22 protein-coding genes and 2 tRNA genes are annotated in these 25,738 nt (G+C 61.0%); 4 read left to right on the top strand and 20 right to left on the bottom strand.

The window, feature by feature from the left end:
• Positions 1 to 159: 159 nt before the first annotated feature.
• Positions 160 to 534, bottom strand: coding sequence for a RidA family protein (locus tag ACMQ11_RS04925; RefSeq protein ID WP_418991645.1), 375 nt, complete (start codon positions 532 to 534; stop codon positions 160 to 162).
• Between the two features lie 96 nt (positions 535 to 630).
• Here ACMQ11_RS04925 and ACMQ11_RS04930 point away from each other — a divergent pair, with 96 nt between their 5' ends.
• A complete protein-coding gene (locus ACMQ11_RS04930) occupies positions 631 to 1,059 on the top strand; it encodes an META domain-containing protein (RefSeq protein ID WP_418991646.1) in 429 nt (142 codons plus the stop codon).
• A gap of 12 nt (positions 1,060 to 1,071) precedes the next feature.
• Positions 1,072 to 3,678: a 4-alpha-glucanotransferase gene (locus ACMQ11_RS04935; RefSeq protein ID WP_418991648.1), complete on the top strand. Its 2,607-nt coding sequence runs from the start codon at positions 1,072 to 1,074 to the stop codon at positions 3,676 to 3,678.
• Between the two features lie 105 nt (positions 3,679 to 3,783).
• Here ACMQ11_RS04935 and ACMQ11_RS04940 read toward each other — a convergent pair whose 3' ends face one another.
• From ACMQ11_RS04940 to ACMQ11_RS04960, 5 genes are read right to left on the bottom strand one after another with little or no spacing between them, the layout of a single operon-like run.
• A complete protein-coding gene (locus ACMQ11_RS04940; protein ID WP_418991649.1) occupies positions 3,784 to 4,782 on the bottom strand; it encodes a malate dehydrogenase in 999 nt (332 codons plus the stop codon).
• Positions 4,783 to 4,808: 26 nt separating this feature from the next.
• A complete protein-coding gene (recR, locus tag ACMQ11_RS04945; protein ID WP_418991650.1) occupies positions 4,809 to 5,405 on the bottom strand; it encodes a recombination mediator RecR in 597 nt (198 codons plus the stop codon).
• On the bottom strand, positions 5,406 to 6,221 hold the full coding sequence (locus ACMQ11_RS04950) for a tetratricopeptide repeat protein (RefSeq protein WP_418991652.1): 816 nt from the start codon (positions 6,219 to 6,221) through the stop codon (positions 5,406 to 5,408).
• Positions 6,222 to 6,225: 4 nt separating this feature from the next.
• A complete protein-coding gene (locus tag ACMQ11_RS04955; protein ID WP_418991653.1) occupies positions 6,226 to 8,085 on the bottom strand; it encodes a BatD family protein in 1,860 nt (619 codons plus the stop codon).
• Positions 8,086 to 8,137: 52 nt separating this feature from the next.
• Positions 8,138 to 9,751, bottom strand: a complete 1,614-nt coding sequence (locus ACMQ11_RS04960; RefSeq protein ID WP_418991654.1) for a fumarate hydratase — start codon at positions 9,749 to 9,751, stop codon at positions 8,138 to 8,140.
• A 195-nt stretch (positions 9,752 to 9,946) separates the two neighbouring features.
• Between ACMQ11_RS04960 and ACMQ11_RS04965 the strand changes: the two genes are divergently transcribed.
• Entirely contained in the window at positions 9,947 to 10,939 is a 993-nt protein-coding gene (locus ACMQ11_RS04965) for a class II fructose-bisphosphate aldolase (RefSeq protein ID WP_418991655.1), read from the top strand.
• A 72-nt stretch (positions 10,940 to 11,011) separates the two neighbouring features.
• On the opposite strand, the gene ACMQ11_RS04970 is transcribed toward ACMQ11_RS04965, so the two are convergent.
• From ACMQ11_RS04970 to ACMQ11_RS04985, 4 genes are read right to left on the bottom strand one after another with little or no spacing between them, the layout of a single operon-like run.
• Positions 11,012 to 11,452, bottom strand: coding sequence for a hypothetical protein (locus ACMQ11_RS04970; RefSeq protein ID WP_418991656.1), 441 nt, complete (start codon positions 11,450 to 11,452; stop codon positions 11,012 to 11,014).
• 1 nt (position 11,453) lies between these two features.
• Positions 11,454 to 12,413, bottom strand: a complete 960-nt coding sequence (locus ACMQ11_RS04975; RefSeq protein ID WP_418991657.1) for an alpha/beta hydrolase — start codon at positions 12,411 to 12,413, stop codon at positions 11,454 to 11,456.
• A complete protein-coding gene (locus ACMQ11_RS04980; protein WP_418991658.1) occupies positions 12,410 to 12,751 on the bottom strand; it encodes a cupin domain-containing protein in 342 nt (113 codons plus the stop codon). Before ACMQ11_RS04980 ends, ACMQ11_RS04975 begins: the two co-directional genes overlap by 4 nt.
• 8 nt (positions 12,752 to 12,759) lie before the next feature.
• Positions 12,760 to 13,710 (bottom strand): NAD-dependent epimerase/dehydratase family protein, encoded by a 951-nt coding sequence (locus ACMQ11_RS04985; protein ID WP_418991659.1) that lies wholly within the window; start codon positions 13,708 to 13,710, stop codon positions 12,760 to 12,762.
• 114 nt (positions 13,711 to 13,824) lie between these two features.
• Between ACMQ11_RS04985 and ACMQ11_RS04990 the strand changes: the two genes are divergently transcribed.
• Positions 13,825 to 13,896 (top strand) — tRNA-Thr (locus ACMQ11_RS04990).
• Between the two features lie 142 nt (positions 13,897 to 14,038).
• Here the strand turns inward: ACMQ11_RS04990 and ACMQ11_RS04995 are convergent.
• The 10 genes from ACMQ11_RS04995 to ACMQ11_RS05040 form a co-directional block, all read right to left on the bottom strand.
• Positions 14,039 to 15,754 (bottom strand): ATP-binding protein, encoded by a 1,716-nt coding sequence (locus ACMQ11_RS04995; protein WP_418991660.1) that lies wholly within the window; start codon positions 15,752 to 15,754, stop codon positions 14,039 to 14,041.
• A complete protein-coding gene (locus tag ACMQ11_RS05000; protein ID WP_418991661.1) occupies positions 15,751 to 16,872 on the bottom strand; it encodes a sensor protein KdpD in 1,122 nt (373 codons plus the stop codon). Before ACMQ11_RS05000 ends, ACMQ11_RS04995 begins: the two co-directional genes overlap by 4 nt.
• 4 nt (positions 16,873 to 16,876) lie before the next feature.
• Positions 16,877 to 17,620: a hypothetical protein gene (locus ACMQ11_RS05005; RefSeq protein ID WP_418991663.1), complete on the bottom strand. Its 744-nt coding sequence runs from the start codon at positions 17,618 to 17,620 to the stop codon at positions 16,877 to 16,879.
• A gap of 9 nt (positions 17,621 to 17,629) precedes the next feature.
• Positions 17,630 to 18,199, bottom strand: coding sequence for a potassium-transporting ATPase subunit KdpC (gene kdpC / locus ACMQ11_RS05010; RefSeq protein WP_418991664.1), 570 nt, complete (start codon positions 18,197 to 18,199; stop codon positions 17,630 to 17,632).
• Between the two features lie 12 nt (positions 18,200 to 18,211).
• Positions 18,212 to 20,257 carry a potassium-transporting ATPase subunit KdpB gene (kdpB, locus tag ACMQ11_RS05015; RefSeq protein WP_418991665.1) on the bottom strand — a complete coding sequence of 682 codons (2,046 nt, stop codon included), beginning with the start codon at positions 20,255 to 20,257 and terminating at the stop codon, positions 18,212 to 18,214.
• A gap of 12 nt (positions 20,258 to 20,269) precedes the next feature.
• Entirely contained in the window at positions 20,270 to 21,961 is a 1,692-nt protein-coding gene (kdpA, locus tag ACMQ11_RS05020; RefSeq protein WP_418991666.1) for a potassium-transporting ATPase subunit KdpA, read from the bottom strand.
• Between the two features lie 26 nt (positions 21,962 to 21,987).
• A complete protein-coding gene (gene kdpF / locus ACMQ11_RS05025) occupies positions 21,988 to 22,101 on the bottom strand; it encodes a K(+)-transporting ATPase subunit F (RefSeq protein ID WP_418991667.1) in 114 nt (37 codons plus the stop codon).
• 350 nt (positions 22,102 to 22,451) lie between these two features.
• Positions 22,452 to 23,789, bottom strand: coding sequence for a sigma-54-dependent transcriptional regulator (locus ACMQ11_RS05030; RefSeq protein WP_418991668.1), 1,338 nt, complete (start codon positions 23,787 to 23,789; stop codon positions 22,452 to 22,454).
• Between the two features lie 414 nt (positions 23,790 to 24,203).
• Positions 24,204 to 25,301 (bottom strand): site-specific integrase, encoded by a 1,098-nt coding sequence (locus ACMQ11_RS05035; protein ID WP_418991669.1) that lies wholly within the window; start codon positions 25,299 to 25,301, stop codon positions 24,204 to 24,206.
• Positions 25,302 to 25,551: 250 nt separating this feature from the next.
• Positions 25,552 to 25,624: transfer RNA gene (locus ACMQ11_RS05040), tRNA-Gly, on the bottom strand.
• Positions 25,625 to 25,738: the final 114 nt, after the last annotated feature.

Below are 25,738 nucleotides of genomic sequence, written 5' to 3' on the forward strand. Positions count from 1 at the left end.
AGAATTTTAGCGTCCGTACGGGGAAAAACCCGTTCTACAAAAATGCGGCTTTTACGCGGAAAAACCCAGCCTCGAGGGCCAAACTTATCCACAAATTATCTACAAAAAACACGGGGTGCATCCCAACAAGCTGGGACACACCTCCGTGCAAAATTCGGTCTATCGGGCCGCCACGGCGTCGATCTCCACCAGCGCGCCCATCGGCAGCGCGGCCACCTGGTAACAGATGCGGGCGGGCATGTCGGAGGTGAAAAACTCCGCATAGACGGCGTTCATGGCCCCGAAATCGGAGATGTGCTGCAAGAGCACGGTGGTCTTGACCACGTCGTTGTAGTCGTAGCCGGCCTCGCGGAGGATGTGGCCCAGGTTCACGAGCGACTGGCGCGTCTGCTCCTCGATGCTTTCGGCCATCCGTCCCGTGGCGCCGTCGATGGGCAACTGGCCCGAAACATAGAGGGCGCCGGGAGTCTCCACGGCCTGCGAATAGGGTCCCACGGCCTTGGGCGCATGGGGCGAAGCGATGATCTTTTTCATAATATATCGGTATAATGATTGCGTGTCAGCACTGCCGCGGACGGCTGTACAAAGATACGTTTTTTATTGCTATCTTTGCAAAAATATCCTTTCGACATGAAACTCATCACCAAGATCGCCTTTCTGGCGGGCGTAGCGGCCCTTGCGGCCGGTTGCTGCCACTGCCGCTCCTACCAGAAAAAGACCCGGCGCCCGCTCACGGGCACCGAGTGGCAGCTCATCCAGCTGGGCGGCCAGACGGTTCAGCCCGAAGAGGGGCGCTTCACCCTGACCCTCCTCGCCGAAGGAAACCGTCTCGCGGGCGTGGGCGCCTGCAACCGCCTCACGGGGTCGTTCGAGACCGATGCCAAACGCGCGCTGAAGATCGGCCCCGTGGCCTCGACGCGCATGGCCTGCCCCGACATGGCGCGCGAGCAGGCGTTCATCCGGGCGCTCGAACAGACCACGCACTACGACATGGACGGCCCGATGCTCCTGCTGCTCGCGGACGGCGAACTGCGGGCCGTGTTCCAGGCAGTTCCCTGACAAAGGGCATTCATGAAACTGATTTTCAGTATCGAATACCGCACCCGCTGGGGTGAACGACTCGTTCTCGGGATCGGTTCCCGCCGGATCGCTATGCGCTACGCGCAAGAGGGAATCTGGTCCGCCGAGATTCCCGATTACGACCCGGAGGCCCCGGCGGAATACGGCTACCAGGTCGAAGTCGATGGGCGTGTAACCCGCAGCGAATGGCGGCCGCACGTGCTGCGGCTGCCCGCCGACTGTGCGGTCGACACCCTCCGCATCCGCGACCGCTGGCTCGAAATGCCTGCCGATGCGCCGCTCTGGTCGGCGGCCTTTACGCAGGGCATCCTCGCCCGCGGGCCGCAGGCGGCCGCCCGCGAAACGGCGACCGCAGGGGGGATTCGGCTGCGCGTCTCGATGCCGTCGGTCGCAAGAGACGAGGTGTTGGCTCTCTCCGGCAGCGGACGGGAGCTGGGCGACTGGCAGCGCATCGTGCCGCTCGACGACGACGCATTTCCCGAGTGGACGCTCCCCCTTTCGGGCACGGAGCGCTTCGAATACAAGTTTCTGATCGCCGACCGCCGAACCCTTGCCCCGATCCGTTGGGAGGAGGGGCCCAACCGCGTTTGGAACGACCTGCCGGCCGCGAACGAACTGCTTGTCGACGCCTCGGCCGTGCCGCGCTTTCCCGAGCGGCCGTGGCGGAGCGCCGGGACGGCCATACCGCTCTTCTCGCTCCGCACGGAGGAGGATTTCGGAGTCGGGGAGTTCTACGACCTGCGGCTGTTGATCGACTGGGCCGCAGCCACGGGGCAGCGCGTCATCCAGCTGCTTCCGATCAACGACACCTCGATGACCGGCACGTGGGAGGATTCCTACCCCTACAACGCCAATTCGACCTTTGCCCTCCATCCGCAGTTCATCCGCCTGACGGCGGCCGGGGTCGAAGAGAGCGATGAATACCGGCGTCTGCGCGAAGAGCTGAACGCCCTCCCGGAGGTGGATTACGAGCGGGTCAACCGCACGAAACTGCAACTGCTGCGCGAGGCTTTCGCCCGGCACGGCGACAGCACCGCCTCGAGCACCGGTTACCGGGAGTTCGTCGACGAAAACCGCCACTGGCTTCGGCCCTATGCGGCCTACTGCTGTCTGCGCGACGAGCACGGCACGGCCGATTTCACGCAGTGGGGAGAGCACGCCCGCTACGACGAAAAGCGTATCGAAGAGTATCTGCACAACCAATCGGAGGAGGCGGCTTTCCACTGCTTCGTGCAGTACCACCTCCACCGCCAGCTTAGCGAGATGACCGCTTACGCCCGCAGCCGCGGCGTGGTTCTGAAAGGCGACCTGCCGATCGGCATCAGCCGCACCAGCGCCGATGCGTGGCAGCGGCCCGAACTGTTCCACATGGATGCACAGGCCGGGGCCCCGCCCGACGCCTTTTCGGCTTCGGGCCAGAACTGGGGCTTTCCGACCTACGACTGGGAGCGCATGGCCCGCGACGGCTACGCCTGGTGGCGGGCCCGGCTCGGGAAGATGGCCGACTATTTCGACGCCTACCGCATCGACCACATCCTCGGGTTTTTCCGTATCTGGGAGATTCCGACCCACGCCATCCACGGACTGTTAGGCTGTTTCAACCCCGCCCTGCCCTACGCGGCCGAGGAGCTGCGCGAGGCGGGTTTCGACACGACGGAGGGGCGCTATACGGAGCCCGAAGCGACCGCCGAGGTGCTCGACAGGCTGTTCGGCGACCTGGCGGACGAGGTGGCCGCAGAGTGCATCGAGGAGGGGCGCGTGAAAGCGGAATATGCCACGCAGCGTCGGGTCGCCGAACGCTTCCCGGGAAACGACCCGCGCGAAAGCCGGATGCGCGAGGGGCTGCTGACCCTCTTGGACGACGTGCTCTTCATCGGGGACCCGCGCCGCAAGGGCTTTTACCACCCCCGGATCGGGGCCCGCACGACCTTTGCCTACCGGATGCTCGACCCCGCGCGGCAGCAGGCGTTCGACCGCCTGCACGACGACTTTTTCTACCGCCGCCACGACCGCTTCTGGCAGGAGTCGGCCCTACGAAAACTCCCGGCAGTGATCGCAGCCACCGGGATGCTCGCCTGCGGCGAGGACCTGGGGATGATCCCGCGCAGCGTACCGGAGACGATGCGGATGCTTCAAATCCTGTCGCTCGAAATCCAGCGCATGTCCAAGACGCTCGGTGAAACGTTCGCCGATCCGGCCCGCTACCCCTACCATTCGGTCTGCACCACCTCGACCCACGACATGAATCCGCTGCGGGCGTGGTGGGAGGAGGACCGGGCGCTGACCCAGCGGTTCTACCGCGAGGTGCTCGGCGGCCGGGGCGAAGCGCCCGCGACTTGCGAGCCCGCGATCTGCCGCCGGATCGTCGAAATGCACCTCCAATCGCCGTCGATGCTGGCGATCCTGCCGTTGCAGGACCTGCTGGCCATGGACGGCGGCCTGCGCGCGGAGGACCCCCACCGCGAGCGGATCAACATTCCGGCCTTTCCCCGCTTCCACTGGCGCTACCGCCTCCACCTCACGCTCGAACAACTGCTACGGGCCGAAAGTTTCAACGAGGCGCTGCGAGCAATGATCGCCGACAGCGGACGGCGGTAGGTGCCCGGGCGAAAGCAGGCGCCGGGACAGTAGCAGGCGGGCGCGGCGGGCAATACGAAAAGACCCCGGCTTTCAAACCGGGGTCTTTCATATGGAAACGACGCCTTAAATCAGGTGGGGATTGAGCCTGCGCCACTCCTCCACGGGCGGGATGATGCCCATCGAGATCACCTCGTCGCGCAGCTTCGAAAGGTGCTTGTAGCTTTCAGCCAGTTTTTCGTTCTCCTCGGCCGTGCCCTCGACGTTCTTGTACGCAACGCCCTCTTTCGAGATGGTGGTCTCCATCGCCATGAGGATGTGCTTGAAACGGTCGCTGTGGACGAACACGCCGGCCGGATAGCAGAACGGCGCACCGCCCATGGCTGCGGCGATCATCAGCACCGAGAGGTAGGCCGGGCTCTGGAACGACGAGCGGCCCCTGAGGTCGATGATGTGCTTGCCGCCCTGGATCACGCGCTGCTGGAGGTCGTGCCAGTCGCCCTCGGGCATTTCGCGGCCGATCAGTTCCGAGAGGGGACGCCCGGCCACCAGCGTGGTCGAAGCGAAGACAGCCATTTGCTCGCCGTGGCCGCCGTAGGTGCGGCAGTTGCGGATTTCGTCGGGCGAGATGCGGAAATACTTGGCCAGCTCCGATCTGAGGCGCGTGGAGTCGAGCGCCGCAAGGGTCGAGAGCCGCTGCGGCCGGATGCCGGCGTGGATGAGCGTAACCAGCCCCGTGATGTCGGCGGGGTTGAAGACCACCACCACGTGTTTTACGTCGGGGCAGTAGGCCTTGATGTCCTTGCCCAGCTGGGCCGCGATCTGGGCGTTGCCTTTCAGGAGGTCTTCGCGCGTCATGCCGGCCTTGCGGGCCGCACCGCCCGACGAGACGTTATAGGCTGCGCCGGTCAGCGCCTCGCGGATGTCGGAGGTCCAGGTGATGTTCACCCCCTCGAACGCGCAGTGGCGCATCTCTTCGGCCACGCCCTCCAGCGCCGGAGCGTAGGGGTCGTAGAGGCAGATGTTGGGCGTGAGGCGCAGCATCAGCGCCGTCTGTGCCATGTTGGAGCCGATCATGCCGGCGGCGCCCACGATGACGAGTTTTTCATTGGTTGCGAAATCCATGTCTTATTTGTTTTAGAGAAACGGTTTTACTCGATCTCGCGCCGGTTCATCAGCGCGTGGGTGATGGTCAGTTCATCTACGTATTCGAGTTCGTCGCCGAAGCCGATGCCGCGGGCGATGGAGGTGATTTTCAGCCCCTCGAACTGCCGCAGCCGGTTCATCAGGTAGAAGAGCGTCGTTTCGCCCTCGACCGAGGTCGAGATGGCCAGGATCACCTCGCGGACTCCGCCGGCGGCGATGCGGCTGCACAGGAGGTCGATCTTGAGGTCAGAGGGCGAGATGCCCTGCATGGGCGAAATCACCCCGCCCAAGACGTGATAAAGACCCTTGTACTGGCGGGTGTTCTCGACCGAGAGCACGTCGGCGACCTGTTCGACGACACAGATCGTGCCGTGGTCGCGCTCGCGGTCCGCGCAGATCGGACAAACGGCCTCGTCCGAGAGGTTGTTGCACTGCGAGCAGTACTTGATGTCGGTGCGGAAACGGTCGATGCTGCGGGTCATTTCACCCACCGAATCGGGCTCCATGCGCAGCATGTGGATGGCCAGGCGCAACGCCGTGCGGCGTCCCACCCCGGGCAATTTCGAGAGTTCGCCCACCACGTCCTGTAAGAGTTTCGACATTCAGATCACCTCGATTTTGCGCTGCTCGACCCACCCTTTCTTGCCGTCGGCAATCACGATCTCGCACCAGCCGTCGAGGCGGTCGGCGATCCCGACCACCGTTCCCTCGTGCAGCACGAAGAGGTCCGTGGACGATTTGTCGGGCGAGCTCTTCACGGCCACCGACGCCGGCATGACCACGGCCCGCGTGCGGTCGAGCATCTCGCGCCGCTCGCCCAGGGCGAACCACGACGTGCAGAGGAACAGAAATCCGGCCACCACCGTGCCGTAGAATCCGGCCTTGCGCAGCGACAGCCGCTGCGAAAGGAGAAATACGAGAAACAGCGCGAGCATTGTCGCCAGCAGCCCCAGCGAGAGGAGGCTCCAGGCCGTGCAGCCCATCGTATGACGCACGCCGCGCAGCCAGGTCGTGAGGAAGAACTCGGGAATCCGCTCGATGTTGTCCTTGGTGCGGGCTTCGGCGACGCTGAGGTTGTAGCGGATGTCGTCGTTGCCGGGCGCCTCCCTCAGGGCCCGGTTGTAGAAGAGGATGGCCTTGCCCAGCCGCTCCTCCTTGAAATAGGCGTTGCCCAGGTTGTAGTAGAGCTTCACCGAGCCCAGGCCGCGGGAGAGAAGCTGCTCGTAGACCTCCGCGGCCGTGCGGTAGTCGCCGTTGATATAGGCCGTGTTGGCCCGATCCCACAACTGGTCGGGTGACGGTTCGGCGGCCGGGAGGTTGCTCCGTTCGGCCAAAGCCGCCGTATCGGCCGGCTCCTGGGCCGCAAGGGGACCCAGCGCCGTGAGGAGAATGAGGAGAATGAATGCAAATCGCTTCATGGCACTATCGTTTTATGACCGATTCGATGCGCGAGAGGAGGTCGAGCCCCTCGGCATAGACGTCGCTCATCTGCGCCGAAGCCGCGGGCGAATACTGCGCCTCGTCGCACTTGGTGATGATGGCCGTGAAGCGCTGCGCCTCCTCGGCCGAGACGCCGCGCTTCGAAAGCTCCTCGCGCACGTTCTCTTTGGTAAGGTTGGCCACCGGGATGTTGAACTTGTCGCTCATGTAGCCCCACAGGGCGCGCAGCATCTCTTCGTAGAAAGCGTGGCGGTTCTGCTCCTCCATGTAGCGCCTGGCGGCCCGGAAGCGCTGCACGGCGACCTTGTTGGCGCGCTTGCCGCGCACGAGCGCCGCGTTCTGCGACTCGCGGATCTGCCTGCGCAGGGCCACGTAGGCCATCAGGAAGATCAGGAGGATACCCCCGAACAGAATCCAGTAGGCCGCCGAGAAGAGGAACGGCTGGCGCACCGAGCGCAGCTGAGCCGATCCCAGTTTGATGAACCGGATGTCCTGCCCGAGCAGTTTGACCTCCTCCTTGGACATGCCGCGGCCCTGCATCACCACGGCATCGCCGCCCCCCTGGGCGTCGGGCGTGACTTCGAGCTGGAGGGGTTTGGTTTGCAGCGTGGTGTACTGCATTCGGCCGGGATCGAAATAGCTGAATTCGACGGGTTCCACGTCGTAGCTCCCCTCGGCGCGGGCGATGAAGGGGTATTCGAACTGGCGGTAACCCGAAATGCCCGCGGCCGAGGCGTTGATCGACTCGGTGGTCTTGACGTTGTACTGTTCGAACGAAGCGGGGAGCGTCAGCTTGGGCGCCTGCACGAACGTCAGGTTGCCCGAGCCGGAGATGCGGATCGTGTAGGTGGCACCCGAGTTGGCCGCGATGCGCTCCGAGGGGGGCGTCGCCTCCATCGTAAAGCTGCCCACGGCGCCGCTGAAGCTCTCGGGGGCGCCGGCCGGCAGCGGCTTGACCGTCACGTTGATCCGCTGGCTCTGCACCTTGCGCGGCACGTTGTAGATCTCGTGTCCGGACCCGAAGAAAGGATCGGCGTTGCGGCGGCTCTGCACCACTACCTGCGCCACGGCGGTCAGCTCGGCGGGGTCGATCGTGAGCGTCCCGGCCTGCTGCGGGTAGAGCAGGAATTCCCGGGCCACGAGCGTTTCGTAGACCTTGCCGTCGTAGGTTTCGCGCTGGCGGCGGGCGTTGTCGGCATTGAGCTCCTGGGCCCAGAAACCGTTGAACGAGGGGAATTTCACGTCCTCGTACCCCACCACGTTGACCCGCTCGTAGAGCTTGAACGTCACCCTGAGCGGCTCCCCCTTGTAGACCGAGGTGCGCGAGACGACGGCCCGCAGCAGGATATCGTCTTTCGAGAGCTGGTTCTGCGCCTCGGCGCCCGACTGGGCCTGCCGCTGCCGTGCGGCAGCCCCTGCGGCCTGCTGCGCGGAGCCGCCCCCCTCGTCCACCACCTCCACGGGCAGCGGCTTGGTACGGTACGTGGTTCCGTCCACCGCCACCTCGGCCGAGCCGATGGTCACGTTGCCCGCCTGCTGCGCGAGCAGCACGTAGGTGAGCGTGACCTTGTAGCTCTTGGACATGGAGCCGTTGACGATCTGAATCGACGTACCCGTCGATCGGGAGGGTCCCGCCAGCACGTCGAAGCCCTCGAACGACGGGGCCTTGAACGTCCCCTCGTCGGGGTCGGCGCTGAGGGTGAACTCCACGCGGAACGGCTCGCCCGCGGCCACCGTCAGCGGGGAGTCGGCCACGAAAGTGATCTTTTCCGCCGCCAGGGCCGCGAGGGCCGCCAGCACGAGGAGCGCCGTAAAGGTTATTTTGCCAACTGTCTGTCTCATGGATCGTGCGATAAAATCCGCTGTCAGATTTTACAACGCAACCGCCTGCGTTTTAGTGTTTGAAATCCGCAAAAAAGTCGTTCCCCTTGTCATCGACGATGATGAAAGCCGGGAAATTTTCGACGTAAATCTTGCGCACGGCCTCCATGCCCAGCTCGGGGAAATCGACCACCTCGACCGACTTGATCGAGTTGCGGGCCAGGATGGCGGCCGGACCGCCGATCGAGCCGAGGTAGAAGCCCCCGTGGGCCTTGCAGGCATCCGTGACCTGCTGCGTGCGGTTGCCCTTGGCCACCATCACCAGCGAACCGCCGTGCTCCTGGAAGAGGTTGACGTAGGGGTCCATGCGGCCGGCCGTCGTCGGACCGAACGAGCCGGAGGCCATTCCTGCGGGCGTCTTGGCCGGACCGGCGTAGTAGACCGGATGCTTTTTGAAATAGTCGGGCATGGGTTTTCCCTCGTCGAGCATCTGCTTGATGCGGGCGTGCGCGATGTCGCGGGCTACAATAAGCGTACCTTTCAGATTGAGACGGGTTTTGATCGGGTATTTGGTCAAAATCGCCCGCACCTTGTCCATCCCCTCGTCCAGATCGATGTCCACGGCGGGCGACATGGCGGGCGCCTGGGCCGGCAGGAAGCGCGCGGGGTTCTTCTCGAGCTCCTCGAGGAAGATGCCCTCGGGGGTGATCTTCGCCCGGATGTTGCGGTCGGCCGAGCAGCTCACGCCGATAGCCACCGGGCACGAGGCTGCATGGCGCGGGGCGCGGATGACGCGCACGTCGTGCACGAGGTATTTGCCGCCGAACTGGGCGCCCACGCCGCTCTTCCGGCAGATTTCGAGCACTTTCTGCTCCCACTCCAGGTCGCGGAAGCAGCGGCCTCCCTCGTTTCCCGAGTTGGGCAGCTCGTCGAGGTATCCGGCCGAGGCTTTCTTGACCGTCGACAGGCACATTTCGGCCGAGGTGCCGCCGATGCAGATGGCCAGGTGGTAGGGCGGACAGGCCGACGTGCCGAGGTCGTAGATGTGCTGCTGGATGAACTTGGTCAGCGACTCCTCGTTCAAGAGAGCCTTGGTCTGCTGGTAGAGGAACGTCTTGTTGGCCGAGCCGCCTCCCTTGGTGATGAAGAGGAATTCGTACTCCATGCCGGGCTTGCCACCGTAGATGTCGATCTGGGCCGGGAGGTTGGTGCCCGAATTCTTCTCCTCGGTCATGGTGAACGGCACGACCTGCGAATAGCGCAGGTTGCGCTCCCGGTAGGTCTCGTAGACCCCGCGCGCGATGTGCTCGGCGTCGTCGGCTCCGGTGTAAACGTCCTCGCCCTTGTGGCCGATGCAGATGGCCGTACCCGTGTCCTGGCAGGTCGGAAGCTCGCCCTCGGCCGAGACCACCTGGTTCATGAGCATCGTATAGGCCACGAACTTGTCGTTGTCGGTGGCTTCGGGGTCGTCGAGGATCGCGCGCAGCTTCTCCAGATGCGCCGGGCGCAGGTAGAACGACACGTCGGTGTAGGCCTCCCGGGAGAGGAGTTCGAGCCCCGCGGGGTCCACTTTGAGGATTTTGCGGCCGTCGCACTCGACGACTTTCACGTAGTCCGAGGTCAGCAGACGATACTGCGTTTTGTCCTCCCCCAGGGGGTACGGTTCCTGATAGATGAAATCAGCCATGATCTTTTTCTTTATTTTATTGTGTTTGAGTCCCGAGTTTTTATCCCCGCAAATTTACGAAAAACAATCGGGATTCAGCAACAATTTCCCCGCGTCTGTTATTTTTTTCACAAAAAGCGCCCGTTATGCAGATTTTTTAGTAAATTTGTGCGGTTTTTTAGACGACAGACAAATTCACTGCATAAATTCTACATTATGGTATCTTACAAAGAGCTGGGCCTTGTGAACACCCGCGAGATGTTCGCCAAGGCAATCAAGGGAGGCTATGCCATTCCCGCGTTCAATTTAAACAACATGGAGCAGATGCAGGCCATCATCCAGGCTTGCGTCGAGGCGTCGTCGCCGGTGATTCTCCAGGTGTCGGCCGGCGCCCGCAAATACGCCAACCAGACGCTGCTGCGCTACATGGCACAGGGCGCCGTGGAGTATGCCAAGGAGCTCGGAAAGAACATCCCCATCACGCTGCACCTCGACCACGGCAACTCGTTCGAACTGTGCAAGAGCTGCATCGACATGGGCTTCTCGTCGGTGATGATCGACGGTTCGCACCTCCCCTACGACGAGAACGTCGCCCTGACGAAGCAGGTCGTCGACTACGCCCACCAGTTCGACGTGACGGTCGAGGGAGAGCTGGGCGTGCTGGCCGGCGTCGAGGACGAGGTTTCGGCCGAGCACCACACCTACACCGATCCGGCCGACGTGATCGATTTCGTGCAGAAGACCGGCGTCGATTCGCTGGCCATCTCGATCGGCACCTCGCACGGCGCCAACAAGTTCAAGCCCGAGCAGTGCACGCGCAACGCCGAGGGCATTCTCGTGCCGCCCGAACTGCGCTTCGACATTCTGGCCGAGATCGAGCAGAAACTCCCCGGATTCCCCATCGTGCTGCACGGCTCGTCGTCCGTACCGCAGGAGTACGTGAAGATCATCAACACCCACGGCGGTGCCCTGAAAGATGCCGTCGGCATTCCCGAGGAGCAGCTGCGCAAGGCCGCCAAGAGCGCCGTGTGCAAGATCAACATCGACTCCGACGGCCGTCTGGCGATGACCGCCGCCGTGCGCAAGATCTTCGTCGACCAGCCGGCGGAGTTCGACCCCCGCAAATACCTGGGTCCGGCCCGCGACGAGCTGAAGAAGCTCTACAAGCACAAGTGCGAGAGCGTCCTCGGATCGGCCGGCAAGGCATAACTGAAAGGGAAATTCCCGACAACGAAAAACGGAGGTTTGCGCCTCCGTTTTTTTTATCGTTTCCGCTCCGGTCTATTCGACCTCGACCCGGAAGCGGCACTCGTGACCGCCCGAAAGCACGGTGCGGAGCGTCTCGACGCGGACGGTGCGGCCGGGCAGCAGTTGCTCGTAGACATAGAGGATGCTCTGGCGCGAGCATTCGCAATGCGCTGCGGCGGTGACGAAGCCCGAGGTGACCATCGGGCAGACACAACACGGATAGCCTATTTCGTAGACGCGTCCCGGCTCGATCACATCCGCGAAAAAGTACTCCGTGCGGCCGTATTTGGCATACTGCCGGTCCAGATCGCAGCCGCACTCCTCGAACTGCCGGCGCAGCTCCCCGAGTACATACTGCTTCACGCACCGCTCCGCCACAGGCCGATAGAGCCTGGCGCGCACCTCGGCCGGAAGCCGGCCGATCTCCTCCTCCAGCACCCGGTAGGATGCCTTTTCATGTTCCAAATTTTCCATTCTATTCGATATATTTCTCCACGAACTGTGCAACGCGCCGGGTATATTCCTGCGGGTCGTTGCGGTAGGACATGGCGTGCGACACGCCCGGCACTACCCATATCTCTTTCTCGCCCGGCTTGGCCTCGTAGAGCGGATAGACCATCCGCGTAGGGACGTAGCGGTCGGAATCGCCGTGGATGAAGAGCATCGGCAGCGTGCATTTGCGCACCTGTTCGAGCGCTGAAGCCTCGCCGAACGACCAGCCGTATTTCCAGCGGCAGATGCAGTCCGCCAGGTCGAGCACCGGGAACGGCGGCAGGTAGAAGCGCTCGCGCAGCTCCTTGGCGAACTGCTCCCTCACGCTGGTATAGCCGCAGTCTTCGACAAAACATTTCACATAGGGCTGCTGCTCCTCGCCCGAGGCCATCATCACCGTTGCGGCTCCCATCGAGAGGCCGTGGACGACCATTTGCGTATCGCCGCCGAAGAGTTTGTCGGCCACCTCCATCCACAGCAGCAGGTCGTCGCGGTCGCGCCACCCCATCCTTATCGCCCGGCCGCCGCTCGCGCCGTGGTATTGCAGGTCGGGCAGCAGGATGTTGCAGCCCAGGTCGTGGTGGTATAGGTAGCCGATCATCAGCATCAGCTGCGCGCAGTCGGTATAGCCGTGGACGATCACTGCTGTGCGCGCGGTCGGCTCCGCAGCCGCGGCGTAGAGTGCATGGAGCCGCACGCCTGCCGGGTTGACGACCACCGTATCGCGCAGGGTCCCCTCTTCGCGCATGTTGTAAATCCACGACCGCAGCAGCGGCGACTCGGCGCAGACATCCGTCCATGAGGTCGCGTATTTGGCCGCCACCGTCTCGGCCGGGGTCAGCGCGAACGACACCAGGTAGAAGCTGCCCCAGATAACGGCCACGACCGTCAGCACGAGCGCGGAGGGAACGGCCCAGGCGAGAATGCGAAGAAATTTTTTCATGGGTCGGGGTTTTCCGAGAGCGGCAGCTCGCCGGCTCCGGCATAAAACATCACGAGCTCGACCTCTTCGTCGCCCCGGTTTTCACCGTAGTGCGGCGTATTGACCAGTTCTACGAGCGCTTCGCCTGCGCGGAACGTGCGCTCGGCGCCGCCGGCCGCCACCACCGTCAGCGCGCCGCGCAGCACTACGCCGGCATTGATGACCGGGTGACAGTGCAGGTCCAGCCTCTCCTGCGGAGCGATCACGGCCCGCAGGATCGTAACGCGCGGAGCGCCTGCGGGATAGGACGGAAGCGGCGTACCGTCCCAACTGGCCGTCGCGTCGATCAGGGTGGTCATGGCGCTCCTCACTCCTTTTCGAGTTTGGCGCGGATGTGGGAGAGCATGTCGTCGGTCATGCGCGAGAGGTTCCACTCGGGTTTCCAGCCCCACTCCTCGCGGGCACACGTGTCGTCGAGCGAATTGGGCCAGCTCTCGGCAATTTCCTTTTTCACGGGATCGACCTGGTAATCCATCGTAAATTCCGGCAGGCGCTTCCGGATCTCGGCATAGATGATCTCGGGCGTGAAGCTCATCGAGGCGATGTTGAAACTGTTGCGGTGGACCAGTTTGGCGGGATCGGCCTCCATCAGTTCGACGCAGGCTCTGAGCGCATCGGGCATGTAGATCATATCCATGTAGACGTCCGCGGGAACGGGGCAGGTGAACCGGCCGCTGCGGATGGCCTCGTAGTAGATCTCGACCGCATAGTCCGTGGTGCCGCCGCCTGGCAGCGTGACACTCGAGATGATGCCCGGAAAGCGGACCGAACGGGTATCGACGCCGTATTTGTGGTGGTAGTAGTTGCCCAGCATCTCGCCCGTGACCTTGCAGATACCGTAGATGGTCGTGGGCTGCATGATCGTGTCCTGCGGGGTGCAGTCCTTGGGCGAGGTGGGGCCGAAAGCCCCGATGGACGAGGGGGTGAACAGCGCACAGTGGTGCTGGCGGGCCACCTCGAGCGAATTGTTCAGCGCCCCCATGTTGACCGACCAGGCCATCTGAGGGTTGCGCTCGCCGACGGCCGAAAGCAGAGCCACCAAGTTGAAGATCGTGTCGATGTGGTAGCGAGCCACCACCGACGCCATCGCCGTAGCATCCAGAGCGTTGAGCACCTCGAAAGGACCTGCCTCGCCCAGTGCCCGGCACTCGCGCATGTCGGTGGCGACGACGTTGCGGTCGCCGTAAATCTTGCGCAGATAAACTGTCAGCTCGGAACCGATCTGGCCTCCGGCGCCTACGATCAATATACGTTTCATCTATTCAGGGTTATAATTTGTCAGTAAAGATAGAAAATAATTGTGAATTATGCGCAATTTTTTGGTCATTTCAATTTTGTTGTGTACTTTTGCACCACTCTTCGAGAGAACATTGCTGTTTTAGCTCAGTGGTAGAGCACTTCCTTGGTAAGGAAGAGGTCACGAGTTCAAGTCTCGTAAACAGCTCTTCGGCAAGATGCCAAACCCCGCTCCAAACCTATCTGGAGCGGGGTTTCGTTTTGCGGGTCCCGTCTGTCCGATCGGCGATTATTACTCGAAAGGATGATTTTTGGGCTCCTGTTTGATGACAGTTTGATGGAAAAGGCGGTCAGACGGGCAGCGAGACGGTGAACCGGCTGCCCTTGCCGATCTGGCTCTCGACCGAGATCGTGCCGCCGTGCGCCTCGACGAACTCTTTGGAGATCGCAAGGCCCAGGCCGCTGCCCTGCACCTTGGTGCCCGGCACGCGGAAATAGCGTTCGAAGATGCTTTTGTGGTAGCGCGGATCGATGCCGCGGCCGAAATCCTGCACGAAAATGTCGACCGTCTTGCCGCGCTGTGCGGCGCCGATTATGATCCGCGACCTTTCGGGAGAGTGGTGGATGGCGTTCGACAACAGATTGGTGACGACCCACGCGATCTTTTCGTTGTCGACGAAGAGTTTGGAAATTTTTTCGGGGTACTCCACCTCGACGAAGCAGCAGAACCGCTCGGCAAGCACCCGCGTCGCCCGGACCGCATAGTCGATCAGTTCGATGGGCTTGGTGACCTTGGGCATTAATTTGAGTTTGCCCGTCTCGATCTGCGTCATGTTGAGCAGTTCGCCCGTGATAGACAGCAAGCGGTCGCTGCTCTCCCGGATGCTCTCCACCAACTGTTTCTGCTCGCCGTTGAGCGCGCCCAGCCGGTCGTCGCCCAACAGTTGCAGGCTCATCAGGATCGACGATATGGGCGTCTTCATCTCGTGGGAAACGGTCGAGATGAAGTTGGTCTTAGCCGAATCGAGCTCCTTGTAGCGGGTGATGTTGTTCAGGATAATGAGGTTGCCCACGAACTGCCGCCCGCTGCCGCCGACGGGAGTAATGTAGAGCGGGGTGTTTTCGACCTGAAAATAGCTCTCCTTGTCGTCGGCGTAGATTTTCAGCGGCTCCTGCCCGCCTTCGCTCTTGGGGTCGTAGAGCCCCCGCACCAGCCGCCGCAGCAGGTCGTTCGACAGAGCCACCTCGGCAGCGTTCCGGCCCACCGCCTCCTCGCTCAAATTGAGCACCGAGAGGGCTTCGCGGTTCATGAAGAGAATCTTGCGGTCGGCTCCCAGTCCGATGATCGGTTCGTGGAGCGTGTTGACGATCCCCTCGATGCGTTTTTTTGCCGTGAGCAGTTCGTCGAGCGAACTACGCCGGTACTCGTCGAGCTTGGCCGCCATGTCGTTGAACGACGCGGCCACCGATTCGAACTCGCGGTTGCCCGAGAAATCGAGCCGCTGCCGGTAGTTGTGGTTGGCAATCTGGGTGATGCCCTCCTTGAGCCGGTCGATCGGTCGCAGGATGACCGCGGGAAAGCGCACCAGAAAAAGGGCGGCCAGCAGCGCGCAGAGAATCGAGACGACGGTCAGCCACAACACCGCATCGGCCGCCCGCGACTCCATGTCGGAGGTTTTGGCGCGGATCGAAGCCATGTTCAGTTCCATGATCCGGTAGAGGTCGTCGCGGATGAGCTGAATCTCGGGCCGGGTAGCCGAATCGGTCAGCGCGGCGATCCGGGCCGTGAGCGAGGCGGTCGCTTCGCGCTCGTTGACCTCGGTGATGTTCTGCCGCTGAAGCGACAGACTGGCGATGAGCGCCGCACGCGAGGTCGAGTCCTGCGACAGGCGGTCGAGCGAGCGCAGCATCTCCTCGGCGTAGTGCAGCGAATTGTAGTTGTCGGAGAGTATCTGCCCCGAGGCGGCCGACAACTGCCGGACGTAGCCGACGGATTGGATGCCGAGCAGCAGGATCATGGCGAACAGCACGCCGATCCCAAGTGTGAGTCTGTACCGCAGTTTCATGACAAAACGAATAGATCGATATTCAGGCGCGAGAGCCTTCCGGCAAGCCGCCACAGGTTAAAAGCGCTTTTCAACAGCGAAAATAACGATAATTCCGGTCGCCCGATGCAAACGATGTTGATTTTTTGCTCGCGGCACACCCCGATGACGCTACCGACGAGTGCATTCGACCGCACACGGCGCACCTCGCCGCCGAGTTCCGTGGCCAGATTGAGGTTGTTTATCAGGTAGCGCTGCCGCGAGAGCGGAATCCGGTCGGCAGCCTCGCGGTCGGGCTGGACGTAGAGTACGACGAACGCGGCATTGAGGTGGGTGGCCATGCGCGCCGTCTTGCGAATGACGCGCCGGGCCCGCTTCTCGGACGAATCGATTACGGCCAGCAACTTGTCGTGCCGCACCTTTTCGGCATCGGCCACCGCGTTTTCGACTTTCTTGCCCACACGCAGCGCCACCTCCTTCAGAGCCAGTTCGCGCAGTTGCAGCAGGTTGTCCTGCGTGAAGAAATTGCCCAGCGCTGCCGCGATCTTGTCCGGGCGGTAGATCTTTCCGGCTTTCAGCCGGTCGATCAGATCATCCGCCGTCAGGTCGATATTCACCACCTCGTCGGCCAGCGCCAGCACGCTGTCGGGCACCCGTTCGCGGACCTCGATTCCGGTGATCTCCTCCACGGCTTCGTTGAGCCCCTCGATATGCTGGATATTGACCGCCGTAATGACACTCACCCCCGCGTCGAGGAGCTGCATCACGTCCTGCCACCGTTTGGCGTTCCCGCTCCCCTCGATGTTGGTGTGGGCCAGCTCGTCGACGACGACGATTTCGGGATGCAGATTCAGGATGGCCTGCGTGTCCATCTCCTCGAGCTCCTTGCCCTTGTAGAAGAGCTTGCGGCGCGGCACGAACGGAAGCCCCCGGGTGAGGGCCTCCGTCTCCGCGCGGCCGTGCGTTTCGACATAGCCGATTCGCACGTCCACCCCCGCATCGAGCAGCTGGTGCGCCTCCTGGAGCATGCGGTAGGTCTTGCCCACCCCGGCGCTCATGCCGATATAGACTTTGAACTTGCCGCGGTGCGAGCGGCGGATCAGCTCCAGAAACCGTTGTATGCTGTCGTGTGTCTCCATCGAATCACATGCGGAAAGAAACGCCTCCCACAAAGTTCACATCTTCGAGCGCGGGGTCCCAGATCAGTTGTGTGAAAATTCCGATCCGCATCCCATCGGCACCCCGGATGCTCCACGCCTTGCCGGCATTAAGAAAGACGTTCTGCACATAGAAATTCCGGCTGCCGCTGTAATAGGTCGCAGCGGCGTTCCAGGGTACGATGCCGATGCCGGCTTTCAGGTCGACGCCCTTTACCGCAAAGGGGTAGGCCGCTTCGAAATAGGAGGCATAGGCGCGTTCGCCCTTGTCGTTCCGATCGGCCGCGCCGAAGAGCACCGTGTACCACGACAGCGTGAGGGGAACCTGCTGCGAGACGACCCAGCTGGCCCCCACCTCGATCCGGTGGGGCGAGCGGTTGTCCACGACCCAATAGCGGTCGTCGGCATGGCCCGTCCAGTAGAGATCGGCCAGCGAGAGGGTGACGGGCCCCAGTCGATAGGCCAGCGTGAGGTCCATCTCCTTGTAGTTGTTGTCGAAATCGACCGAGCCCCAGGCCGTCGCCGAGAAATTCCCGGCCGCAAGGGTAAGCACAGGTTGGAAAGCCGGACCGCTTTCGTAGACGCCGCGCCACACGTAAGTGCTTACGAGGTCGGTGCCGCCCGAGAATTTTACACCGCGCTCCCGGGCGCAAAGGTCCGCAGTCAGAAAGATCGCCAGAGCGGCAATCAGAATAAAAAGCCAGCGTTTCATCGATTTATCCGTCTTCATGGTTTGCTATCAGTTTTCGCTCAACTCTTCCAACGCAATATTCAAGCGGAGCACGTTGACCTTTTCGGTGCCGAAAAGGCCCAGCCACGGTCTCTGCGTCAGCGAATCGACCAGGTGCTGCACGAGGGCCGTATCCAGCCCGCGGGCCCCGGCCACGCGGCGCACCTGCACCGCCGCGCCGCGGGGCGAGATGTCGGGATCGAGCCCCGAGCCGCTTGCCGTTACCATCTCGGAGGGCACCTCCTCACGGGAGAGATAGGGATGCGCCGCGAGAAAATCCTGCACGCGCCGCTCCACATCGGCCAGATATTCCGGGTTGGTCGTGGCCTTGTTGCTGCCGCCCGAGCCGCCGCCGTTGTAGTCCACGGCCGAGGGACGGCCCCAGAAATAGCCGCTCCGGGTAAAAGCCTGCCCGACATGGGCCGCTCCGACGACCTTGCCGTCGAGCATGACCGTTTCGGCCTGGCCGCCGTTGGGACCTGCCACGGCCGAGACGCCGCGCAGCACCAGCACATATCCTACGCCGAGCAACAGACACATTGCCAGCGTGATCTTGATGGAAATCCAAAAGTTTTTCATGGTTGCAATACATTAAAAGAATACACTTACCAGCATGTCTATGAGTTTGATGCCGATGAACGGAACGATGACGCCGCCCAGTCCGTAGATGAACAGGTTGCGCCGCAGCAGCGCCGAGGCGCCGATGGGTTTGTACTTTACGCCGCGCAGCGCCAGCGGGATGAGCAGCGGAATGATGATCGCGTTGAAGATGACCGCCGACAGGATGGCGCTTTCGGGCGAATAGAGGTGCATGATGTTCAGCGCCTGCAACGAGGGGACGGAGGCGATGAACAAGGCCGGAACGATGGCGAAATATTTGGCCACGTCGTTGGCGATGGAGAAAGTGGTCAAAGTGCCGCGCGTCATCAGCAGCTGCTTGCCGATCTCGACGATCTCGATCAGTTTGGTGGGGTCGTTGTCCAGATCGACCATGTTGCCCGCCTCCTTGGCGGCCTGCGTGCCGCTGTTCATCGCCACGCCCACGTCGGCCTGCGCCAGCGCCGGCGCGTCGTTGGTGCCGTCGCCCATCATGGCCACCAGCTTCCCTGCACGCTGCTCGCGGCGGATGTATTCGAGTTTGTCCTCGGGACGGGCCTCGGCGATGAAGTCATCGACTCCGGCCTTTTCGGCAATATACTTGGCTGTCAACGGATTGTCCCCGGTGACCATGACGGTCTTGACGCCCATCTTGCGCAGGCGCTCGAAGCGTTCGCGGATGCCCGTTTTGATGATGTCCTGCAACTCGATCACACCTGCGATCCGTTCGTTGCGGCAGACGACAAGCGGCGTTCCGCCGTTCTCTGAGATGCGCCGGACGGTCCGCTCCACCGCCTGCGAGCACCCGTTCCCGGCCTGATCGGCAAGGTGGATGATCGCCTCGGACGCCCCCTTGCGGATGCGGGTGCCGTCGGGCAGGTCCACGCCCGAGCACTTGGTCTCAGCCGAGAATTTCACCATCCGCAGGCCCACCGCTTGGAGCGGATCGGGGCTCTTGAAGCCCTTTTCCACGCACAATTCGACGATTGATTTGCCTTCGGGCGTCTCATCAGCCACCGACGAGAGCATGCACAGGCGCGTGAACTCGTTTGGGTCGATCCCGTCGGCCGGATGGAATGCCGTGGCTTTGCGGTTGCCGATGGTGATCGTGCCCGTTTTGTCCAGCAGCAGCGTATCGATGTCGCCCGCCGTCTCGACCGCCCGGCCCGACTTGGTGATGACGTTGGCCCGCAGGGCACGGTCCATGCCGGCGATGCCGATGGCGGACAAAAGACCGCCGATGGTGGTCGGGATCAGGCAGACGAAGAGCGAAATGAACGCTGCGACCGTAATGTTCGCACCCACGTAGTCCGCAAAGGGCTTGAGCGTGGCGCAGACGATCACGAAGACCAGGGTAAATCCGGCCAGCAGGATCGTGAGCGCGATCTCGTTGGGCGTCTTCTGGCGCGTGGACCCCTCCACCAAAGCGATCATCCGATCGAGAAAGCTCTCGCCGGGCCGTGCGGTCACCCGAACCCGGATGCGGTCGGAGAGGACCTTCGTACCGCCCGTGACCGAACTCTTGTCGCCGCCCGCTTCGCGGATCACCGGGGCCGATTCGCCCGTAATGGCGCTCTCGTCGATCGAGGCGAGCCCCTCGACGATCTCGCCGTCGGCCGGCACCGTGTCGCCCGCGACGCATTCGAACAAATCGCCCGGACGGAGGTCGGAACTGCTCACGATGTGCGACTGTCCGTCCGCCTCGATGCGCTTGGTGGGGGTCTCCTCGCGGGTCTTGCGCAGGCTGTCGGCCTGGGCCTTGCCGCGCGCCTCGGCGATAGCTTCGGCGAAATTGGCGAAGAGCACCGTGGCCAGCAGCACCGCAAAGAGAACGACGTTGTAGCCGAGCGACCCTTGCGACGTATTACCCGTCACGGCGATCCAGCCAATGAGCAGCAGCATGGCGAAAGTGACGGCCTCGACGGTAAACATGATCGGGTTCTTGATCATCGTGCGCGGATCGAGTTTGAGCACCGAAGCGAGCAGGCTTTGCCTGAGCAGCGTCGGGTCGAAGAGGGTATTGTTTCGGTTTCTTTTCATGGTTTTTGCGATTTAGAAAGTCAGGTAATCGGCAATCGGACCGAGTGTAAGCGCGGGGAAGAACGAGAGGGCGGCCACGATGACGATGACGGCAAAGGTCATCAGCGAAAAGGTACCCGTGTCGGTCCTGAGCGTTCCGGCGCTCTGGGGAATGTATTTCTTCGAGGCCAGCAGTCCGGCGATTGCGACCTGGCCGATGATGGGGAAATAGCGGCCCATGATGAGCACGATGCCGGTCGAGATGTTCCAGAACGGCGTATTGTCCGCGAGCCCCTCGAAGCCCGAACCGTTGTTGGCCGCTGCCGAGGTGTACTCGTAGAGCATCTCGCTCAAACCGTGGAACGAGGGGTTGTTCAGCCAACCGGTCTCCGGGTTTGCGGCGGCGACGGCGGCAGCAACGCCCGTGCCGACCAGAATAAGGAAAGGATGCAGCAGCACCACCAGCGTGGCGATCTTCATCTCGCGGGCTTCGACCTTGTGTCCGAGGAATTCGGGCGTCCGCCCCACCATCAGTCCGCTGATGAAGACCGCGATGATGAGGAAAGCGAAGTAGTTCATCCACCCCACGCCGACACCCCCGAACCAGCAGTTGATCTGCATGTTGAGTAGCTGGAGCATCCCGCTCAGGGGCGTCTGCGAGTCGTGCATCGAGTTGACCGAGCCGTTCGAGGTAACCGTGGTGGTCATGCCCCACATGGCCGATGCGGCCGATCCGATGCGGACCTCCTTGCCCTCCATCGAGCCCCGATCCTGCACGATGCCCATCCGGTCGATCTCCCGGCTGCCGCCCATCTCCTGCCAGACCGAGAAGATCACGCTGGCCGAATAGGCGAAAAGCATGACGGTGAAGATCCAGGCGGCGAGTTTGCGGCGGCGCGTGTAGCACCCGAAAGCAAAGACCATGGCCATCGGAAGGATCAGAATCGACCAGCATTCGAGGATGTTCGTAAAGGCGTTGGGATTTTCGAGCGGATGCGCCGAGTTGACGCCAAAATAGCCGCCGCCATTGGTTCCCAGTTGTTTGATCGGCACGATGGCCGCCGTGGGTCCCTGCGAAATGACCTGTTCGCCGCCCTCGAGCGTCTGAAGCGTCTGCTTGCCGTCGAAAGACATGGGGGTGCCGTTGACGATGAGCAGGATGCCCACTACGAGCGACAGCGGCATGAGAATGCGCGTGACGCTCCGGGTGAGAAAGACCCAGAAATTACCGATGGTTCGGGTGGTCTTCCCCGCCAGCGCCCGCATGATTCCGGCCATGGCGGCCATGCCGCAGGCGGCCGTGACGAACTGGAAGAGCATGATGACGAACAGCTGCGTGAAATAGGTAAGGCCCGTTTCGCCGCTGTAATGTTGCAGGTTGCAGTTGACCATGAACGAGATGCAGGTGTTGAACGCCAGGTCGGGCGTCTGTCCGGGATTGCCGTCGGGGTTGAGCGGCAGCCATCCCTGAAAGACCAGCAGCAGCATGCCCCAGAAGAGCCAGAAGAGGTTGACCGTCAAGAGGGCCTTGAGAAACTGCTTCCAGTTCATCTCCTCGCGGGGATCGATGCCGCAGACCTTGTAGATGCCGCGTTCCACGGGGGCGAGAAAATCGAGCCACGTCCGCTCCCCGCGGTAGACCCGGGCAATGTATCGGCCCAGCGGATAGCTCAACGCCACCAGAAGCACCCATTGCAGCAGTACGCCTAAAATTTCCGTATTCATTTGTTCGGGTTTTACGAGTCAGACAATCAGAATTTTTCGGGTTTGAGCAATACGTACAACAGGTAGACAAACCCCAGGATGCTTAATAACAAAAGTCCGGTAAACATTTCGATCAGATTTTTTCGAACCAATCCACACATTTGAAATAGAACCAGTAACAGAGCGCCCCCGACAAGGAGAGCAGCACGAACAGGATGATTTCATTCATTTCTTCTTTTTTTTGCGTTAGACAACATTTGCGTGAACCCGTTTACCATCCGGCAGAGCAGGTACATGGCTCCGCAAAAAAGCGCTATCAGTATCACGATTGCCATGACGGACGGTTTTTCGGGTTTCTGCCGCACAAGCATACGAAGGGTGTGCCAGCCCATTAATTTGGCTTGCATCAACCTGTAACACAAGTAATTGATAATTCAGGACAGATTCCTGAAAATGCAGCCGCCCTATCAAAACGATAGGGCGGCCGTCTCAAAATGATAGGACAGGGCGGCTATTTTATCCCGTAAACCTCCAGTTTGCGATAGAGCGTGGCGATGCCGATGCCCAGCAGACGGGCAGCCTCGGCCTTGTTGCCGCAGGTATATTTCAGGATTTTCTGGATATGGATGCGCTCCATGTCGCTTAACAAAAGCGGATCGTTCGGCTCCGCAGGGGCGCCGCCGGGCCGGAAATCGGACGGCAGATCCTCGGGGCGCAGCGTCTCTTTCTCGGCGAGGATCATGCTGCGTTCGACGACGTTGCGCAATTCGCGCACGTTTCCGTGCCACGGATGCAGACGCATCAGGCGCAGGTATTCGGCCCCGGGTTGCATGCCGGGTCGCGCCATGCGTGCCGAGAAATAGCCGATGAAATGCCGGATATATTCTTCGATGTCTTCGGGTCGCTCGGCCAGCGACGGCAGGCGGATCGTGAAAACGGAGAGCCGATAGAAGAGGTCTTCGCGGAAACGGCCCTCGGCGATCTCCCGCTCGAGGTTGCGGTTGGTGGCGGCAATGATACGTATGTCGGTTTTCGTGGGTTTGGTTTCACCCACGCGGATGAACTCGCCGTTTTCGAGCACGCGCAGCAATTTGGCCTGCAACTCGGGAGCCATCTCGCCGATCTCGTCCAAAAAGAGCGTTCCGCTATCCGCCTCGTCCAGCAGCCCCTTTTTGTCTTTCAGGGCTCCGGTGAACGACCCGGCCTTGTGGCCGAACAACTCGCTCTCGAGTATTTCCTTGGTGAAGGCCGCACAGTTCACCGCCACGAAATTTTCCCTGGCGCGCCTGCTTGCCCCGTGGATCGCCCGGGCGAAAACATCCTTGCCCGTCCCGGTCTCGCCCGTCAGCAGCACCGAGGCGTCCGTCGCAGCCACTTTGCGGGCCAGCGCCACCGCCTCGCGCATCGAAGCCGATTTCCCGACCACCCGCTCGAATGAGAAATCGCCCTCCACCTGCTTTCCGAGCCTGCGCAGACGTAGCTGCATCTTCGCTTTCTCGACGGCACGGGCTACCAGCGGCAGGATTTTGTTGTTGTCGTCGCCTTTTGTAATGTAGTCGAAAGCACCATTCTTAATGGCCTGCACCCCGTCGGGGATATTGCCGTAAGCGGTCAGCAAAATAACCTCGCAGTCCGGCGAAGCGGCTTTGAGCTTCGCAACCAGGTCGACCCCGTTGCCGTCCGGCAGTTTCACGTCGCACAACACCACCTCGGGCGCTTCGCGCTCCAAGGCCCTCAACCCCGAAGCGCAATCCGCCGCCTGCACGATTTCATACCCCTCCAGCGCGATGATCCGCGCCAGCAGTCCGCGCAGCTGCACCTCGTCGTCAATAATCAGAATTTTTGCCATACTCTCTCTTTTCCCGGCACAAGATAGGAATTTTTGGCGGGTTCTGGATCAAGAGGAATGCGGATGCGGTCAGAAGGCGCTTAACGGTGTGCGGTTTTCATTCCCACAGCCCGGCACGAGTTCGAGACGATGATGTCACGCGAGTAGCCGACCTTTTCACCAACTTAATATTGTTCAGCCATCAAAGATGACACAGGTATAAGCCAAGTAAACCGATTTCATGCAAACAGCTGAAAAAACATACGTTGGTTCATCAGCTAAAGAATGTGGATAATTAATCATGGAAACGCAGACGACTGCATCATGCGAAAGTTGAATTAACTGAAAGATATGAAATGTGGGTGCCTATCATTAGCCACCCTCTAATGCCGGGTCATGTTGGTATTGGAGTGTCCCAGAATCTTCGCCAGTACGTCAATAGGTTCCGTACTCCACAGCAAGGCAGGCGAAAGTATGCCGGGCGACATGCGTCGTCAGTGTTTTGTCGATATTGCAGATGCCCGCAAGCTCATTCAGATAGGCGTTCATCTTGCTGTTGGACGGGACGGGCAGCATCTTTCCGCGCTGTCGGCAATTCGGGTCGTGCTCGTATTTTTGCAGGAGTTTTACCGGGTGCGGCAGCAAGGGGATGCGGCTCATGACGGCGGTTTTCTCTCTCGGTTTGTGAATCCACAACTGCCCGCTCTCGTCCGCGCCGATATGTTCCGGGCGCAGGTGGTCGGCATCCGTAAAGGCAAGGCCCGTGAAACAGCAGAAGGCGAACACGTCGCGGATGCGTTCGATCCGTTCGTTGGGCATTTGCTTGCGAATAAGGGTGTCTAACTCCCCCTTTGTCAGATGGTCTTTCGACTTGTTGTGTTCGGGTTTCAGTTTGTAGTACTGAAACGGATTTTTTTCGATCCACTCGTTGCGGATCGCGTACAGCATAAAGTTCTTGAGGCAGCACAGCAGGTTGACCGCGCCGTTGGTCTTGCAGTTGTGGGCCGTCTGGATAAAGGTGTTCAGTCCGTCGAGGTATTCGTAATTCACCATATCCAGCGGCAAATCTTCCTTTTTGTATTGGGCCTGCATATACTCTTTCAGGTAGCGCAGCAGGCGGTGGTACTTGTTTGCCGTGAGTTGGGTAAGGCGTACACCGACCTCTTTCTGCCGTTTGTCGCAATACTTCGAAAACTCCGCGAGGAACAGCCGTGCATGGCCCGCCGGGTTTTCAAGACGGTGTTTGATAGCAAAGCACGTCGGCTCTTTGCCCTCGCGGATAAGCTGGTCGTATGCGGCAAGGATATTGGCCCGGTAGCTGGCGACGATGCTGTTGATCTGTTGGTCTATCTCGTCCTTATAGAGTGACCGTTCAAGCCGTTGATTCCAACGCTCCGGCTCGATTTGGCATCGCGTATAAATCTCCGTTGCCGTGCCGCACGTCTTGATGCGCACATAGATCGGGGCCTTACCCTTTTTCGTTACTTTGGTTTTCTTGCAGAAGAAAACTACGCTGAAAGTCTTTCTTTCCATACTGCTGTAAATGATTTGTTAGTAATACGTTTACAGCATAGAATTGTTGCGGGGCAAAAGCTGATAATTAATGCAATAACTTACATTAGTGACCTATTTTCGGTGCGAGCAAAACAGGTCATCGATAAGGTCGTCGAAACCTGCTTTTCGTTGCTTTTTACGGCTTCGGACTGAAAACGAAAAAACCTTACATATCATTGATACATAAGGTTTTTACTCCTAAATTCCGCTTCTTTCTCAAGGCCCCAAGAGCGGAAAACGGGACTCGGACCCGCGACCTCAACCTTGGCAAGGTTGCGCTCTACCAACTGAGCTATTTCCGCATGTGTTGCAACTGCCGTCTCCATTCGCAAAATGCCGCCACAGACCGGGACAAGCACTACCAAATCCACGGTTTCGGAATTGCAAATATAAGTCGAAAAATCAATTCCGCAAAA

The sequence above is a fragment of the Alistipes sp. genome, from assembly GCF_048465575.1.
Taxonomy (GTDB): domain Bacteria; phylum Bacteroidota; class Bacteroidia; order Bacteroidales; family Rikenellaceae; genus Alistipes.

Bases quoted from the DNA above. Each gene is read 5' to 3' on its own strand.
- recR (WP_418991650.1), bottom strand. From the start codon at position 5,405: ATGTCGAAACTCTTACAGGACGTGGTGGGCGAACTCTCGAAATTGCCC.
- ACMQ11_RS04950 (WP_418991652.1), bottom strand. From the start codon at position 6,221: ATGAAGCGATTTGCATTCATTCTCCTCATTCTCCTCACGGCGCTGGGT.
- kdpB (WP_418991665.1), bottom strand. From the start codon at position 20,257: ATGAAAAGAAACCGAAACAATACCCTCTTCGACCCGACGCTGCTCAGG.
- ACMQ11_RS04985 (WP_418991659.1), bottom strand. From the start codon at position 13,710: ATGAAACGTATATTGATCGTAGGCGCCGGAGGCCAGATCGGTTCCGAG.
- ACMQ11_RS04955 (WP_418991653.1), bottom strand. From the start codon at position 8,085: ATGAGACAGACAGTTGGCAAAATAACCTTTACGGCGCTCCTCGTGCTG.
- kdpA (WP_418991666.1), bottom strand. From the start codon at position 21,961: ATGAATACGGAAATTTTAGGCGTACTGCTGCAATGGGTGCTTCTGGTG.
- ACMQ11_RS04960 (WP_418991654.1), bottom strand. From the start codon at position 9,751: ATGGCTGATTTCATCTATCAGGAACCGTACCCCCTGGGGGAGGACAAA.
- ACMQ11_RS04940 (WP_418991649.1), bottom strand. From the start codon at position 4,782: ATGGATTTCGCAACCAATGAAAAACTCGTCATCGTGGGCGCCGCCGGC.
- ACMQ11_RS04925 (WP_418991645.1), bottom strand. From the start codon at position 534: ATGAAAAAGATCATCGCTTCGCCCCATGCGCCCAAGGCCGTGGGACCC.
- ACMQ11_RS04995 (WP_418991660.1), bottom strand. From the start codon at position 15,754: ATGAAACTGCGGTACAGACTCACACTTGGGATCGGCGTGCTGTTCGCC.
- ACMQ11_RS04930 (WP_418991646.1), top strand. From the start codon at position 631: ATGAAACTCATCACCAAGATCGCCTTTCTGGCGGGCGTAGCGGCCCTT.
- ACMQ11_RS04975 (WP_418991657.1), bottom strand. From the start codon at position 12,413: ATGAAAAAATTTCTTCGCATTCTCGCCTGGGCCGTTCCCTCCGCGCTC.
- kdpC (WP_418991664.1), bottom strand. From the start codon at position 18,199: ATGAAAAACTTTTGGATTTCCATCAAGATCACGCTGGCAATGTGTCTG.
- ACMQ11_RS05000 (WP_418991661.1), bottom strand. From the start codon at position 16,872: ATGGAGACACACGACAGCATACAACGGTTTCTGGAGCTGATCCGCCGC.
- ACMQ11_RS04935 (WP_418991648.1), top strand. From the start codon at position 1,072: ATGAAACTGATTTTCAGTATCGAATACCGCACCCGCTGGGGTGAACGA.
- ACMQ11_RS04965 (WP_418991655.1), top strand. From the start codon at position 9,947: ATGGTATCTTACAAAGAGCTGGGCCTTGTGAACACCCGCGAGATGTTC.
- ACMQ11_RS05035 (WP_418991669.1), bottom strand. From the start codon at position 25,301: ATGGAAAGAAAGACTTTCAGCGTAGTTTTCTTCTGCAAGAAAACCAAA.
- ACMQ11_RS05030 (WP_418991668.1), bottom strand. From the start codon at position 23,789: ATGGCAAAAATTCTGATTATTGACGACGAGGTGCAGCTGCGCGGACTG.
- ACMQ11_RS04970 (WP_418991656.1), bottom strand. From the start codon at position 11,452: ATGGAAAATTTGGAACATGAAAAGGCATCCTACCGGGTGCTGGAGGAG.
- ACMQ11_RS05005 (WP_418991663.1), bottom strand. From the start codon at position 17,620: ATGAAGACGGATAAATCGATGAAACGCTGGCTTTTTATTCTGATTGCC.
- kdpF (WP_418991667.1), bottom strand. From the start codon at position 22,101: ATGTGTGGATTGGTTCGAAAAAATCTGATCGAAATGTTTACCGGACTT.
- ACMQ11_RS04980 (WP_418991658.1), bottom strand. From the start codon at position 12,751: ATGACCACCCTGATCGACGCGACGGCCAGTTGGGACGGTACGCCGCTT.